This window comes from Bilifractor sp. LCP21S3_F8 (assembly GCF_052117805.1).
Taxonomy (GTDB): domain Bacteria; phylum Bacillota; class Clostridia; order Lachnospirales; family Lachnospiraceae; genus Bilifractor.
Genome location: NZ_JBQKIK010000030.1, coordinates 1 through 14,212 on the forward strand (window position 1 = coordinate 1; position 14,212 = coordinate 14,212).

The 14,212-nt window shown below is 48.7% G+C and carries 10 protein-coding genes and 1 riboswitch; of the genes, 2 read left to right on the forward strand and 8 right to left on the reverse strand.

Going from position 1 to position 14,212, the window contains the following annotated elements; translation table 11 throughout:
- Positions 1–399: 399 nt before the first annotated feature.
- The 8 genes from ACTQ3A_RS11875 to trpS form a co-directional block, all read right to left on the reverse strand.
- Positions 400–1,086, reverse strand: a complete 687-nt coding sequence (locus ACTQ3A_RS11875; RefSeq protein ID WP_441101315.1) for a response regulator transcription factor — start codon at positions 1,084–1,086, stop codon at positions 400–402.
- On the reverse strand, positions 1,064–2,578 hold the full coding sequence (locus ACTQ3A_RS11880) for an ATP-binding protein (RefSeq protein WP_441495166.1): 1,515 nt from the start codon (positions 2,576–2,578) through the stop codon (positions 1,064–1,066). Before ACTQ3A_RS11880 ends, ACTQ3A_RS11875 begins: the two co-directional genes overlap by 23 nt.
- 596 nt (positions 2,579–3,174) lie before the next feature.
- Positions 3,175–4,356 (reverse strand): methionine adenosyltransferase, encoded by a 1,182-nt coding sequence (gene metK / locus ACTQ3A_RS11885; protein WP_441495165.1) that lies wholly within the window; start codon positions 4,354–4,356, stop codon positions 3,175–3,177.
- Positions 4,357–4,564: 208 nt separating this feature from the next.
- A riboswitch (SAM riboswitch) is annotated at positions 4,565–4,663 on the reverse strand.
- A 284-nt stretch (positions 4,664–4,947) separates the two neighbouring features.
- Positions 4,948–6,240 (reverse strand): UDP-N-acetylglucosamine 1-carboxyvinyltransferase, encoded by a 1,293-nt coding sequence (locus ACTQ3A_RS11890; protein ID WP_441101317.1) that lies wholly within the window; start codon positions 6,238–6,240, stop codon positions 4,948–4,950.
- A 295-nt stretch (positions 6,241–6,535) separates the two neighbouring features.
- Positions 6,536–7,057, reverse strand: coding sequence for a shikimate kinase (locus ACTQ3A_RS11895; RefSeq protein WP_441101318.1), 522 nt, complete (start codon positions 7,055–7,057; stop codon positions 6,536–6,538).
- Positions 7,058–7,402: 345 nt separating this feature from the next.
- On the reverse strand, positions 7,403–8,737 hold the full coding sequence (gene gdhA, locus ACTQ3A_RS11900; protein WP_441101319.1) for an NADP-specific glutamate dehydrogenase: 1,335 nt from the start codon (positions 8,735–8,737) through the stop codon (positions 7,403–7,405).
- Between the two features lie 485 nt (positions 8,738–9,222).
- Entirely contained in the window at positions 9,223–9,687 is a 465-nt protein-coding gene (gene tnpA / locus ACTQ3A_RS11905; protein ID WP_441495331.1) for an IS200/IS605 family transposase, read from the reverse strand.
- Positions 9,688–10,015: 328 nt separating this feature from the next.
- On the reverse strand, positions 10,016–11,149 hold the full coding sequence (trpS, locus tag ACTQ3A_RS11910) for a tryptophan--tRNA ligase (RefSeq protein ID WP_441099489.1): 1,134 nt from the start codon (positions 11,147–11,149) through the stop codon (positions 10,016–10,018).
- Positions 11,150–11,667: 518 nt separating this feature from the next.
- Here trpS and ACTQ3A_RS11915 point away from each other — a divergent pair.
- The gene (locus tag ACTQ3A_RS11915; protein ID WP_441474692.1) at positions 11,668–12,750 is read left to right on the forward strand and encodes a hypothetical protein; all 1,083 of its coding nucleotides are present in this window, start codon (positions 11,668–11,670) and stop codon (positions 12,748–12,750) included.
- 193 nt (positions 12,751–12,943) lie between these two features.
- Positions 12,944–14,209 (forward strand): cytosine permease, encoded by a 1,266-nt coding sequence (gene codB, locus ACTQ3A_RS11920; protein WP_441495065.1) that lies wholly within the window; start codon positions 12,944–12,946, stop codon positions 14,207–14,209.
- Positions 14,210–14,212 lie beyond the last annotated feature (3 nt).

The following is a 14,212-nucleotide window of genomic DNA, read 5'->3' on the forward strand; positions in this document are numbered from 1 at the left end:
AAGATCTAAAAAGTGCATGATTAGAGTGTTAACACGGATATTAAATAAAAGCCCCGGAAAACCGGGGCTCATGTTAAAGTTTTTTCGAGACATTTTCATTTATGCTTGACACCTATTTTATCTTTTAGGGTGACAACGTTTTATTTACGCGAACAGTGAGCCGCAGCCGAATGCGCAGTATTCGTGTGCGGCGAGCGTCGCGATAGCGAGATAAAACTCGCGCAGCGTGTTTTATCTCGTTTTTCAGGATGACAATGACAACCCGGAGCAGCTCTCTCCGGGTTACAGTTCCTGCATTTTCAAGGCATAACGATAGATTTTTCTCCATATACCTCCAATATGGGAAATGTTACTGCTCTCAGTCTGACAGAAACGCGCACATAAGTCCCTGTGGCCAGCTTATATTTTAAAACGATAGCCGACACCCCATATCGTCTCAATATACTGTGGTTTTGCTGTATTGAACTCGATTTTCTCCCGGATCTTCTTGATGTGCACCGTTACGGTCGCAATGTCTCCGACGGAATCCATGTTCCAGATCTCGCGGAACAGCTCTTCCTTTGTAAACACATGATTCGGGTTCTCAGCCAAAAAGGTCAGAAGATCAAATTCCTTGTTGGTAAATGTCTTTTCTTCCCCGTTCACCCACACTCTTCTGGCTGTCTTGTCGATCCGGATCCCGCGGATCTCGATAATGTCGTTCTTAGGCTGGCTGCTCACAAGACGGTCATACCGCGCCATGTGCGCCTTGACCCGCGCCACCATCTCGCTCGGAGAAAACGGCTTCGTCATATAATCGTCCGCGCCAAGTCCGAGACCATGGATCTTGTCGATGTCGTCCTTTTTTGCCGACACAATGATGATCGGCGCGTTCTTTTTCTCACGAATCTTTCTGCAGATTTCAAATCCGTCTACAACAGGAAGCATAAGGTCAAGAATGTACAGATCATAATCGGTCTCCAGCGCCCGCTTCAGCCCCTTGTCTCCTTCATTCTCAATATCAACCTCGAATCCGGAGAGCTCCAGATAATCCTTCTCCAGTTCTGCTATGGATTCCTCATCCTCAATGATTAGAATTTTGCTCATGTCTTCCCTCCTGATATTTGCGAAGCACGAAGTAAATAATTGTTCCCTCGCCTTCCCTGCTCGTCGCCCAAACCTTTCCCTCGTGATCTTCGATGATCTTCTTGACAATGGAAAGTCCGATTCCGCTTCCTCCTCTTGCTCTTCTTGCCTGATCGCTTCGGTAGAACCGGTCAAAAATTCTCGGTATATCCTTCTGATTGATTCCTCTCCCATTATCTTCGATCTCCACCTGTATAAAGTCACCGACGTCGCGCAAGCGGATGCTGATGATTCCGGGATCCTTGTCCATATATTTCACGGAATTGCCTACGATATTGTTGATCACGCGGCGGAGCTGTTCCGGATCTGCAATAATTACGGCATCATCGACCAGATCATTGCTGTAATTCAGCCGGATATTCTGCTGTTCCAGCTCCATGCTCAGTTCCTCACGGCAATCCTCAAAATAGGAGGACGCATGGATCTTCTGAAAATTATACGGAATCCGGTTCGTGTCGATTTTGGAGTACATGGTCAGCTCATCGATCAGCCTCGTAATCTCAATGGTTTTATTGTAAATCGTGCGGATATACCGCTGCTGCTTCTCCGGCGTGGCTGCCACGCCGTCGATCAGTCCTTCCGTGTAACCCTTGATCGCGGTCACCGGTGTCTTCAGATCATGTGAAATATTGCTGATCAGTTCACGATTCTGCGCGTCAAAACGGATCTTCTCCTCGGCAGATTCCTTCAGCCGTACTCTCATCTCCTCGAAATCATCGCAGAGATCATCCATCTCCTTGATTCCGCTCTTCTGCGTCACAAAATTCAGATTGCCGTCACGGATATTCTGCGCAGCCTTTTTGAGCTGGTTGATGGGGATGATGACACCCCGGTAGATCCAGATACCCATCGCAATGCTGGTAAAGCTCAGAATCACGATAATCAGCAGTATCGTCTCCGTCATTGCCCCTTTGATCTCCGGCGCCAGCTGGTTCAGCATGCTGATCAGAAAAATACTTCCTCTTGAGCCGTCGGAAAATCGGAAGCTGATCTGCTTGAGCATTGCCTGGTTCCGGACCTGTATATAGGAATTTTCTCCGTTCTCCTCATTTCCGGATATCCCGTCGGCCGATGACGGAAGCTGCGACAGCAGCTCCGCATTCGAAAGATCCGTGCTGCCGTTATAATATATGGCGTTTCCCTTCCGCACCACAATGAATGCTCCATTTCCGCTGAGTGTCTCATTCAGTTCCTTCAGATACCTCTTATCCTCCAGCATGTCCGGATCGTTCTCAAGCGTGTGCTGCACGGAGGAAAGTGTCTCGTCGAGAGTCTTCGAAATCAGCAGCGCATTGTTATACAGACTCTCCATTCCCGGATTGTCAATCCCATACTGTCTGCCAAGCTGCCTTACCTTATAATTCATCAGCACATAGAACGCCGCGCTGCAGAGCAGGACAGGTATCAGAATCACCAGAATAAAAGCGATTCCGATCCGCGTCCGGAGATCCATGGCTGTTTTTTCTTTCTTTCGCTTCAAAATCAATGTTCTCTGTTCCTTTTTCCGTTATTATGATTTTTTCCGATGCACATACACCGCTCCTGGTGCCGCAGCCTTTTTTTCCTTACCTCAGCTGCGCCCGTGCCTCTTCCAAAACCGCAGCCTCTTTTTCCTTTGGCTCCGTTGTGCACTCACCGCTGCCGGTGCCGAAACTTCTTTTTACTTACCTCCGCTGCGCCCGCAGCACTTACGACTCCGCAGCTTCCGCATCGCCGCACCACTCTCCGTTCAGTATATCACACTCACGATCTGCGATTTTTGAAATTTTTTTGAACGAGATAAAACACGCTGCGCGAGTTTTATCTCGCTATCGCGACGCTCGCCGCACACGAATACTTCGCATTCGGCTGCGGCTCACTGTTCGCGTAAAAAAGGGTTCTTCTCCCGACCACAAAGACCGGGAGGAGAACCCTTCCTAAATAAATATCTATACCATAAACATCTATATCATGCCGCAACCGCAATATTTACCGAATGCGTTCATCTGCATATTCTGACGCCCTATCGGGAGCATGTCCCATATTTCTATCGCGTCGAATCCGCAGCCATCAAAGGCTTGCCTTGATCGCGTCTACCTTGTCGAGATGCTCCCACGGAAGATCCACGTCGGTACGTCCGAAGTGTCCGTAAGCTGCTGTCGCCTTGTAGATCGGACGGCGAAGATCAAGCATCTTGATGATTCCGGCCGGACGAAGGTCGAAATTCTTGCGGATGATCTCTACAAGCTTTTCATCGGATACTTTACCGGTTCCGAAGGTGTCAACCATGATAGAAGTCGGCTCTGCGACACCGATCGCGTAGGAGAGCTGAATCTCACATCTGTCTGCAAGTCCTGCCGCAACGATGTTCTTTGCGACGTATCTGGCCGCATAAGCTGCAGAACGGTCAACCTTTGTGCAGTCCTTACCGGAGAATGCGCCGCCGCCGTGACGAGCATATCCGCCATAGGTGTCTACAATAATCTTCCGGCCTGTCAGGCCTGCGTCACCGTGTGGTCCACCGATTACAAAACGGCCAGTAGGATTGATATAGATCTTGGTCTTGTCATCTACCATTGCCGGGTCCAGAACCTCATCGAATACATATTTCTTGATATCCGCGTGAATCTGCTCCTGGCTTACGTCATCATCATGCTGTGTAGAAAGAACGACTGCCTCAAGTCTCACCGGCTTTCCGTTCTCATCATACTCTACGGACACCTGTGTCTTGCCGTCCGGACGAAGATACTTCAGCGTTCCGTTCTTGCGAACCTCTGTAAGCTTCAGTGCCAGCTTGTGCGCCAGCGCAATCGGATACGGCATCAGTTCCGGAGTCTCATTGCAGGCATAACCGAACATCATACCCTGATCGCCGGCACCTGTGTCCAGATCATCTTCCTGTGCGCCGCCCTTTGCTTCCAGGGATTTGTCGACGCCCATCGCAATATCTGCGGACTGCTGATCCAGCGCAACCATAACTGCACAGGTATTTCCATCAAAACCGGTCTTCGCGTCATTGTATCCGATCTCATTCACTGTCTCGCGGACGATGGCAGGAATATCAAGCTTCGCCTTTGTGGTGATCTCGCCGGTTACAAGAACAAATCCGGTGCATGCAGCCGTCTCGCAGGCCACACGGCTCATCGGATCCTGTGCCATGCAGGCGTCAAGGATCGCGTCACTTACAGCATCGCAGACCTTGTCCGGATGACCTTCGGTAACAGACTCGGATGTAAATAATCTCTTCTCCATTTTGTCTCTCCTTCTGTTTCAGGACCTACGTCCTGACCAATATGTAATGACCTCCGGCAGATGCCGGTCATCGTATGAACTGCCTTGCCTCTTCGACTTTCAGCAAGCCTTTGCTTATTCCCTGTTTGCAGCTGATCGCTTCTGCACCCGGATTGCCGGGAACAAAAAAGCGGCCCAACAAGTACTGAATTGGATCCGCCGACCAATTCCCTTATTGTTCGAGTATCTCGCTCAGGTTGGCACCTTCCGTCTCCGGGGTTGCCGTGGTTTCACAGATCCTATGTATCTCCGCCACTCTGAATAAGAGAAAGCAATATGCAGTTTTCACAACTTCGTGCTATACGATAACGCTTTTAATATAGCCCGTCAAGCCGATTGCCTGAAAAATACCACGTATTTAGACACCGAAAATAAATTGTCCAACCAGTCTCCGCTCAAACGGGCATTCTGTTATTCAGTAAACGCCCATACGATACATCGTGCCACATACTGTATAAGTCCAGTCACTTCGCTGCTTCGCAGCTTCCGTGACTGGACTTATACAGTAAGGTTTTCACCCTCTGGTTTCACATCTGTCAGAAAAGATTATTTTTAACCGACTCTGAGACGGAACTTCTGAATCTCCCGCTCATCAGACACTCTTTCTATTTCCGCTCCAACATTTCTGAGCTTTGCGTCGAAATCCTCATATCCTCTCAGGATATAGACAATATCATCGACAACGGTAATGCCTTCCGCTGCCATTCCAGCGATGACAAGAGCTGCTCCGGCACGCAGATCAGGAGCGCTTACTCTTGCTCCGGTGAGACCCTCCACGCCGTCGATGATCGCTGTGTTGCCCTCCACTTTAATGGAAGCGCCCATACGTGCCAGTTCATCGGCATACTTGAAGCGATTTTCGAAAATACTCTCTGTCACAATACTGGTACCGCTTGCGAGGCAAAGAGTCACACTGATCTGTGGCTGCATATCGGTCGGAAATCCCGGATACGGAAGCGTCTTCACATGCGTCTTGCCCAGACGATGCTTTGCGGAGATGCGAACCGCATCATCAAATTCCGTTACATCACAGCCAATTTCCTGCAATTTCGCTGTTATCGCCTCCAGATGCTTCGGGATAACATTCTTGATCAGAAGATCCCCTCTGGTGGCCGCTGCAGCCATCATATATGTGCCGGCCTCAATCATATCCGGAACAATCGCGTAATTTGTGCTGTGAAGCGACTCCACACCGCGAATACGAATCACATCGGTACCGGCGCCCTTGATATTCGCACCCATGCTGTTCAGGAAGTTGGCTGTGTCAACCACGTGAGGCTCCCTCGCCGCGTTCTCAATGATGGTGTTGCCTCTGGCAAGAGCTGCTGCCATCATGATATTGATGGTGGCTCCGACAGAAACCATATCCATAAAAATATGCGCGCCGTGAAGATTCTCTGCCTTCGCAACAATTACACCGTGACGGATCTCCACGCTGGCACCCAGCGCACGGAATCCCTTCAGATGCTGATCGATCGGGCGGCTTCCGATATTGCAGCCTCCCGGAAGCGGAACCTCCGCATGCTTGTACTTCCCGAGAAGCGCTCCCAGAAGATAATACGACGCTCTAATCTTCTTGATATATTCATAATCCACACTGACAGAACCAATGGTATTCCCGCAGATTCTCACAGAGTGGCGGTCAAGGCGGTCAACGGTCGCGCCAATAACGGAAATTGCGTCAAGCAGTACATTAATATCACTTACGTCCGGCATATTCTCAATGGTAACCGGATCATCTGTCATTATTGCAGCTGTAAGTATAGCAAGCGCAGCATTTTTGGCTCCTCCAATCTCTACTTCTCCGACAAGAGGATTGCCTCCCTTGATTACATACTTATCCATTCTCCACCTCGATATTTCCGACTGTCATATCTCCCCTGACCGCCGTACTTATTCTATGTATACAATATGCAACGGTATAAAAACCGATCCTTACATTTTATCATCCAAAGCGATACAAACCTGAATATGACGACTGCTGAAATCACTGTTTATGATGATTAATGTATTCGATGACTACTGTAATTATCGTTTGACACGATTTCTTTACCTGATATTACCACAGTATCTGCCTGCACCCGGACAATAAACGGAACCACAGGCACAAGCGCATTTACGTCACCATATTAACCTACTTTTAATCTTTTGTAAAGCAACCCTGTTCCTTCAACGCGTTCTTAACCAGAACCAGCGTACCTTCAATATCTCTTCCGGACTCATCAACAATGATGTCCGCATATTTTTCATAAAGAACACTTCTCTCCTTATAGAGATCCCGCAATGTCTGTCCATCTCTGAGGACAACCCCGCGGTTGTGGAGATTTCCCAGACGGCGTGTAAGAGGGCGATAGGGAAGCTTCAGATAAAGAACCGTACCGATTTCTCTGAGATGATTCATTGCCTCCTCACTGTAAACGACACTTCCGCCTGTGGCGATTACTGACCGCTCTGCCTGAAGTCCGGCATTTACCTCACTCTCAATCCGAAGAAACCCGTCAACTCCATCCTGTTCCAGAATATCCTTTAGCAGACGCTTTTCCCTTTTCTGAATCAGAAGATCCGTATCCAGAAACTGATATCCGAGCTCCTTCGCCAGAATTACTCCCAGTGTACTTTTGCCTGCTCCAGGCATTCCAATCAGCACAATATTATTTTTCATGACAACTCCATTTCCCCGGGTGACCGAAACAAGGATGCCGGATAATCAACTTTCGAACAGCCAGATCATCTGAGCTAAATCAGAATAGAGAGATTGTACCCGTTAACCCGTCTGTTTGCAAGTTATTTCTATTTGCAAGTTATTTCTGTTTTCTGTGCATACTTTGCGTGTGACGATCCTGTCTGCGTTTTCGAAGAGCTCATACCTGTTGTCGCCGCTAATGTTCTTGCCCACTGGTGAGCAAGCTCCCCGTGGGCCGAGAACATTGCGACTGGACTTATACAGTAAGCGGGACCGGATTTCTCCGGTCCCGCTTACTGTTCTTATCTGTTGCTCTGTTGCTGATCAGACAATGCCCTGAGACATCATTGCGTCTGCAACCTTCTTGAAGCCTGCGATGTTGGCACCTGCAGCATAGTCTCCTGCCTTGCCGTATTCCTTCGCTGCTGCGTCAATGTTATGTACGATGTTGATCATAATCTGTTTGAGCTTTGCGTCAACCTCCTCGAAGGTCCAGGACAGACGCTCACTGTTCTGAGACATTTCAAGTGCAGATGTTGCAACGCCGCCGGCATTTGCAGCCTTTGCCGGTCCGAAGATAACGCCGTGCTCCTTGAGGTAATTTGTCGCATCCAGAGTGGTAGGCATGTTTGCGCCCTCGCATACAGCAGTTACTCCGTTCGCAACCAGTGTCTTTGCATCGTCAAGGTTCAGCTCGTTCTGTGTCGCGCACGGGAATGCAAAATCTGCCTTGATTGTCCACACTCCACGTCCCTCATGATACTCACTGTTCGGACGATACTTCTTGTACTCTGTCAGACGTGCTCTGTTGACTTCCTTGATCTCCTTCAGAGCCTCTACATCAATGCCGTCCGGATCATAAACCCATCCGGTAGAATCTGAACAGGTAAGAACCTTCATACCAAGCTCCTGTGCCTTCTGAATTGCGTAGATCGCAACATTACCTGCACCGGATACAACGGCTGTCTTGCCTGCGACATCAATGCCGTTAATCTTCATCAGTTCCTGTGTGAAGTAAATCAGACCATAACCGGTAGCTTCTGTTCTTGCGAGAGAACCGCCGTAGCTCAGTCCCTTACCGGTAAGTACTCCTTCATACAGTCCTGTGATTCTCTTGTACTGACCATAGAGGAATCCGATCTCACGTCCGCCGACACCGATATCACCTGCCGGTACATCGGTATCTTTTCCGATATGACGATACAGCTCTGTCATGAAGCTCTGGCAGAATGCCATAACCTCTCTGTCAGACTTGCCCTTCGGATCGAAATCGGAACCGCCCTTGCCACCGCCGATCGGAAGGCCTGTAAGGCTGTTCTTGAAGATCTGCTCAAAACCAAGGAATTTGATGATTCCGAAATATACAGAAGGATGGAAACGAAGACCTCCCTTGTACGGTCCAATCGCACTGTTGAACTGTACACGATATCCTGTGTTGACCTGAACCTGTCCCTTGTCGTCAACCCACGGCACACGGAAACGAATCTGACGCTCCGGCTCTGTCAGTCTCTCAAGAAGAGCAACTTTTCTGTACTCTTCCTCATGTTTGTCGATGACAGGACGTACCGTCTCCAGGAATTCTTTTACTGCCTGATGGAACTCTGGCTCTGCCGGGTTCTTGGCAACAACTTTTGCATAGACGTCGTCTACATAAGACATGGTTGTGTTCCTCCTTAAAATTTATACACTTTCATAAAAAATAACAACAAACGGTCCATTGGACCCTTGTCTGTGCTCTGTGTTGGATTATAGCATGTAGTTATATATCATGCAAGAATAAAATCATAGTTATTCAATTTACGTTATATATTGTCCGTAATATACTTATTATTCAGTATATAATGCAAGTTTTATTTTACAAAATTCACTTTCCCTGACTTAAGTTGAAGGAAATACACAATCTGTCCGAATGCCATGGATTATCATCCATATCACTAATATCACTATCCGAACATATGCTATTAATCGCCGCCACCCGTGAAACGGGTGGTTCGGTCCGGGCTATAAGCCCGTGTTGCTAGGCCAGCGTCTCAAGGCGCTGGCTTTCACTTTATGGCTACGGGAAGTTTCTTTGATCACTTCCCGCAGCTCCGTTCAAGCCACATTGCTTTTTACTCGTCGCTGCCCCTCAAGGGGCATCCGTATTACTTACCCTGACCCTTAAAAGGGTCTTCGTATTCCTTTACGCTGAGCTTGTCCTGTATGATATCCGCCCGCTCCTGGTCTTGGATATATTTTCTGATGGTAGCTTCATTTAACCCTACTGTACTGACATAATATCCTTCTGACCAAAAATGTCTGTTTCCAAACCTGTATTTTAAATTTGCGTGCCTGTCAAACATCATAAGGGCACTTTTCCCCTTCAAATATCCCATAAATGATGCCACACTGATCTTAGGCGGTATGCTAACCAGCATATGTACATGATCTGGCATCAGATGACCTTCGATAATTGTGACACCTTTATATGCACATAACTGATGAATTATCTCTGCAAGGTCTTGCTTGTATTGATTGTAAATGATTTTTCGCCTATACTTTGGTGTGAACACGATATGGTACTTGCACAGCCATTTGGTATGCGCAAGGCTATTCGCCTGGTTCGCCATGAGATCACCTCTTTCTTTTAAATAGTGGCTTGGACACCTCTATTATAGAAAGAGTTGATCTCAATTGTATAACTATTTGACTCTCACCCGCATAGCGGGTGGTTTTTTATTTCGCTCGGCTCATATTTCCGTTGGGAAATACTCGCTCGAGCTCAACAGGCTAAAGCCCATAAATAAAAATTCGTCCGGCCCCCTGGCGCACCTGGCGTCTGGTCCGGACGAATCAGAATTCTGTGACTTATGCCCCGGTTCAGTGACTAACCCGGGATTCTATGCTTTATGCCCCGGTTCAGTGATTAACCCGGGATTCTATGACATGTCCCGTGGTTCAGTGATTGATCCAGGATTCCCAGTCACCGATTATGGCATCATCATCAAAATAATTGATCCGCATCGCGTCGCGAACCTCTTCGAGTGTCCGGTTTGTCTCTTCCGCGGCATGCTCCGTTCCTTTCCGGAGTATATTGTACACCTCGGGAATATCGGCTGCCCATTTGGCTCTTTCCGCGCGGATCGGTGTGAGCATTTCTTCCAGTACCTTGATCAGGAACTTCTTGCATTTCACGTCACCGAGGCCGCCTCTTCTGTAATGATCTTTCATCTCTTCCAGATTTGCGTACTCCGGAAGGTATTCGGCAAACTGCTCATCTGTGCAGAATGCGTCCAGATAGGTAAACACAGCGTTGCCCTCTACATGTCCGGGATCGGCGATGTTCAGGTGCTGCGGGTCGGTATACATCCCCATGACCTTTGTCTTGACCGTCTTCGGATCATCAGACAGATAGATGCAGTTACCGAGCGATTTCGACATTTTGGCGGTGCCGTCGGTACCGGGAAGCCGTCTCTGGGTTTCATTTTCCGGCAGAAGAATGTCAGGCTCCACCAGAACATCCCGGCTATATGTCGTATTGAACTTGCGGACAATCTCGCGTGTCTGCTCCAGCATCGGCTCCTGGTCTTCTCCGGCAGGAACAGTGGTTGCCTTGAAGGCAGTGATGTCCGCAGCCTGAGATACAGGATAGGTGAAGAAGCCGGCGGGAAGTCCCGCCTCATTGTTGTTTACGCCTTCGGAACTGGAGAAGCCTCTCAGGGTCATTTCGTTCTTTACCGTGGGATTGCGGCTCAGTCTCTGGGTGGTTACAAGATTCATGTAGTAGAAAGTCAGCGCATGGAGAGCCGGGATACCGGACTGAATGCAGATGGTGGATTTTTCGGGATCAATGCCGACGGACAGATAGTCCAGAGCAACCTCAATGATGTTGTCGCGGATCTTCTGTGGGTTGTTCCAGTTGTCGGTGAGTGCCTGATCATCGGCAATCAGAATATTAATTTCATCAAACTTCCCGGAGTTCTGCAGTTGTACCCTTCTCTTCAGTGACCCCACGTAATGACCGAGATGAAGACGGCCTGTCGGGCGATCTCCGGTCAGAATTACTTTCCTTTTACAGTCTTTTGCTTCCATACTTCCTCCCATATATTTATCAGAAAAAATTTAAATTGCAAAATAAAGTGCAGTCTGAAACGCGATCCGTAATGCAGGCTGAAATACAGTCGGAATTGCAGGCTGGATTGCACTGCGCAGACCCGGGCAACCTTCTTGCCCGACTTATACAACTATAGCATAAAAAATGGAAATTTGAAATGAATTGTTCGTTCCGGAGGGGATCAGGCGAAATCCGGACAGCGTTCAAGTTCTGGTCAACAGACATAGGAGAATTCACCGGGGATTTGCGTGTGGGCGATTTTGTTTTTGCGATTCTGTTTTATTTTTTTAAAGTTGATGAATTCCGGTCTGTTCTGTGGTAGTATTGAAAAGAATTTGTCCGGTTTTTGTCTGGATGAAGCAGATGATACAGAGAGATGTGTACGGAGAGGTGCTTACCGCGAGCTGCATACAAACCGTTGGATGAGGAGAGATGCTTACCGCGAGTTGCACATAAACCGTTGCGTACGGAAAGTGATTGAGGGGGAATTGTTATCGTGGAGAGCAGGTTATATATCGAAAAGGAATTCTCGGAACAGGGAGTCGATTGCTATAAGCTGAAGGGAAAGGATTACCTGAATCATTATTACATTGTCTCAGAGTCGGAGACCAGGAAGCTGATGAATACGCCGGAGATTGTCGGCTATGAGGTATACAGGTGCATGCTCCCTGCCACATCGCAGATGATGTATTATTTCAAAGAAAACGGGAAGGTTTCCTGCGCGAATATACTATCGATTCTGCGGGGAGCCTTGAATTACCCGCTTGAAGAGGCATGCTATCGGGAACATGTGAGGATTCATGACATCAGCTTTTTGTCGAGTGAGCGTGTCTTCAATGAAGAAGAGCTTGCCGGCCTGAAGATCAAGTATTCCAAGCTGACCATGGTGCCGGACAGCACACTGCTGATCGGAGATATCATAGCTTCAGGGGAGACGCTGATTCAGTGCCTGGAATATGTGACGGATTTTTACAGGGCGAGCGGCGCGGCGCTTCGAAATATCATCATCTTTACGATTGGTGGAACGAAGGCTGTCGAAATTCTGGAAAGGCTCACGGAGAAATTCCGGGAGTTCTGGCCTGCGTTCGAGGGGTTCTACTGCGTCTTCTACGAGGGAATCTTCAGCACCTATCAGGACAGAGGCGTATCCGGAGTCAATATCCCTGATGTTGATTTCTACTGGAAGGACGGCATTATTTCGCCGGAATTCCGCAGGGTGACGCTTTCCATGCGGGACCCTCTTTTTGAAAAATGTATCATCTACGACGGAGGAGCCCGCCGTTACGAGATTCATGAGCACGTGGACGAGGTGCTCGGCTTCTGGAGAGATATTCGGGATCGGGCAGATCGGATTCAGATGAAGGATCTTCTTGAGGAGAAGCTGGGACACGGGACACCGATCACTTATGAGGACTGGGTTCTGGACTGTCACTACGGGCACCTGAATCCGAGCGTGACACATTGGCTCTACCAGCAGGAACTGGGGTATATAGAGAGCCTGAAGAGGACAGATCTCAGAGAAATCGCAGATGAGAGAATCCGCGATTTTACAGATTCCTTAAGAAAATACATTCTGTAGGCGTTGCGGGAAATCATTTAAAGGTATTGCACCGGCGCACCGGGAGGTCTGCTGTACATCCGGGAAATGCACTTCGCAATGCAGATGAAGGGCATATCGGTCTGCATCTGTCGTTGATCAATGCTATTTATATTATTTATGAGTTATGAGTTTATGAGATTTATGCTATTTGTGCGTTCATGAGGGAGAGAGAATGAGAGGGAAGAATCAGAAGCAGCGGGAAACTACGGTGGATATCGACTATGCCGAGCAGTCGGTGCCGGTTGATCGGAGACAGAGCTTTATTACAATGTTCATGATTATGCTCGGTTTTACTTTTTTCTCGGCGAGCATGTGGGTCGGGCAGGAGATGGCAAAGGAACTGGATTTTTACGGCTTTCTCGGTTCGCTGTTTCTCGGAGGTGCTATCCTTGCCGTGTATACGGGCCTTCTGGGATATGTCGGTGCAAAGACCGGAATGAGTCTGGATCTGATGAGCCGCCGTGCCTTCGGACTGAAGGGAAGTTATCTTCCATCCGCGATGATCAGCTTCACCCAGATCGGCTGGTTCGGTGTCGGTGTCGCGATGTTTGCGATCCCGGTGGCAAATGAGCTGCTCGGCGGGAGCGGACTTGCGGAGTGGATTCTAGTGCTCGTGGCCGGGGCGTGCATGACTTCTTCGGCGTATTTTGGAATAAAGTCTCTGACAATCGTCAGCTATATCGCGGTTCCGCTTGTGGCAATTCTCGGAACAGTGGCTATGATTCTCGCGGTTCAGAGAGGCGACGGGACTCTGATCAGCCAGTTCGCAAAGTCAAGCGGTACGCTCACCGTGATCGGAGGAGCGGGGATGGTGATCGGATCCTTTGTATCCGGTGGAACAGCTACGCCGAACTTCTCAAGGTTCGCCAGAAATGCCCGGCAGGGTGTCGTTACTACGGTTGTCGCCTTCTTCATCGGGAACTCACTGATGTTCTTCTTCGGCGCGGTTTCTTCCATTTATGTGGGAGGAAATGATATCTTCGAAGTAATGATCAACCTGAATCTGTTTTATCTTGCTGTTCTTGTCCTTGGACTGAATATCTGGACAACGAATGACAATGCGCTTTACTCCGCCGGCCTTGGCCTCGCGAACATCTTCGGCCAGAAGAAAAAACCGATGGTTTTGATCTCCGGCGTCATCGGAACGGTGACCGCCGTATGGCTCTACTGGAATTTTACGCACTGGCTCAATATCCTGAACTGCACCCTTCCGCCGATCGGAGTGATCCTGATTCTGGACTATTTCCTGCACAGAAAAAACTACACCGATGATTTCCGGGATTTCCAGACCGTTAACTGGTTCTCCGTCATCGGTGTTGTCGCGGGAGCGCTGGGAGCAAATATCATCACCGCGGGTATTCCGTCGATCACCGGAATGGCGGTGGCGGCGATTATCTATCTGATCGGATACTTTACCTCGGGTAAGAACAGGGCATAGGCA